This window comes from Photorhabdus sp. RM71S, assembly GCF_042879355.1.
Lineage (GTDB): Bacteria > Pseudomonadota > Gammaproteobacteria > Enterobacterales > Enterobacteriaceae > Photorhabdus > Photorhabdus kayaii.
This window is the reverse complement of sequence record NZ_JBHFKV010000116.1, coordinates 1-1,752: the sequence shown is the minus strand read 5'-3', so window position 1 is coordinate 1,752 and position 1,752 is coordinate 1. Positions and strand designations below refer to the sequence as shown.

Genomic DNA, 1,752 nt, shown 5'->3' with positions numbered 1-1,752 from the left:
TCGCCCCCGAAAAACACGGGGTGGGAAAACACCGAATGAATTATTTAAGGGAATACGAACATGTTTACTTCCAGATTAACGATGTTGCACTTATTATGTGAATCTACCTATGATATTAATTCAAAATGCGACTTATTATTTACAAAATCATCCAATATAACAACTTATAAAAAATATAATATTAAGTGAAAGAATAATTTATTAAGCGTTATCTTACGACAACAAAATAATATCTTTAACATAAATAAAAAAAGATCAACGTAAACTAAAACTAATTTTATCACCTATTAAACCTATTAAAAACATTGGATTATCTAATAGACCAGAATATGCCACGGGCTGGTATAGAAAGATATTCACAGACGCAGAAAACATATATACCCTATGGATTTCAAGATACATCGCGGCGGCAAGGGAGCGAATCCCCGGGAGCATAGATAACTATGTGACCGGGGTGAGTGAGTGCAGCCAACAAAGAGGCAACTTGAAAGATGACGGGTATAGACACATCAGCAACGCTATCAATAATAATATCCATTATATTGATAGTAAGCTATCAAAAACATATGAAAAAGAGGAAAAAGTAGAATGTAAAAATAAAAGCCGGCTAGTCTGGTTTTATTATCAACTTAAAATCAGCCATTAAATGGTATTATGTGCAAACAGCTTAATCATTAATGACTAGTTTTACATTAGTTTCAATATCAAGTAAAGAATAAGATGTAGTCATGTGATTACCGAGGGAGACTGACTGTTCCTACCGGGTATTTTCGATTTATTAACAATCCTGAATTCGATGATGGAAATATTTTTGATATTACATCACGAATATCACCCATGACAACACCATTATCCCAGCAGGAGATACAAACTCGTATTGCTTCCGACAATAAAAGAAGAAATAAAAAAAGCAAATAATCCTATTATTGAGGAATAACATAATAGTGTACAGACTCACTGAAAAAAGATAGAGCATTTTTACGTTCTCATTTTTTCAAAAAGAATCCCATAAAGCGTTTTACCTTTCAAACCACCGCGTGGTCTGTTTTACAAGAGATTGTGACGTAATATCGAGACGTTCTGGCTTATGATAGGGCTAAGAAAAAAATCAAAATGAAAACCGACATTATCTCCAATTCCCATCCAACATTTCCAATTAACGCCATAGCAGCAGGATTCGCAATTAATGTCAGAGGAATCATCATCTTAAGAATAAAACCGAACCTGCCATTAAAGATACCAATAGGAAAACGCGCAATAATAATATTATTTAAAAACAAGGAATCTCGGTGTTCATTACCAAGCCACCAAAACGAATTAGCAGTCCAAATAAACCAAATACTGTAGTACGTTATCATTCCAGTCAGCAACAGCAAAATGTACAGAAGTAAATTGATAAAATGAAAGCTCAATGAAGCAAAGGTTTTGTTGCTTCCTAAGTAACATTTCAAAATAATAGATCATCTAAAGGGAATTCAGTTAAATTTTTGCGTTCTGAACATCCAATATTAACGTAAATATAAGTAATCGATGCTTTGATAAAATGGTTATTATTATGCGAACGTAAGTTAAAAACTTACTTAAATAAATAACTTTCATTGAGTAGTTGTTGTAAATATAATATTTTCTCGTTTTTTATTTTATACCCAATGGATTTCAAGATGCATCGCGACGGCAAGGGAGCGAATCCCCGGGAGCATAGGTAACTATGTGACCGGGGTGAGTGAGTGCAGCCAACAAAGAGGCAACTTG

General features: G+C 33.7%; 1 protein-coding gene. It reads right to left on the bottom strand.

Annotated elements, in window-relative coordinates; all coding sequences use genetic code 11:
• Positions 1–1,085: 1,085 nt before the first annotated feature.
• Complete coding sequence (locus tag ACGF5R_RS23880; protein ID WP_387693105.1) at positions 1,086–1,412, bottom strand: ABC-2 family transporter protein; 327 nt, start codon at positions 1,410–1,412, stop codon at positions 1,086–1,088.
• Positions 1,413–1,752: the final 340 nt, after the last annotated feature.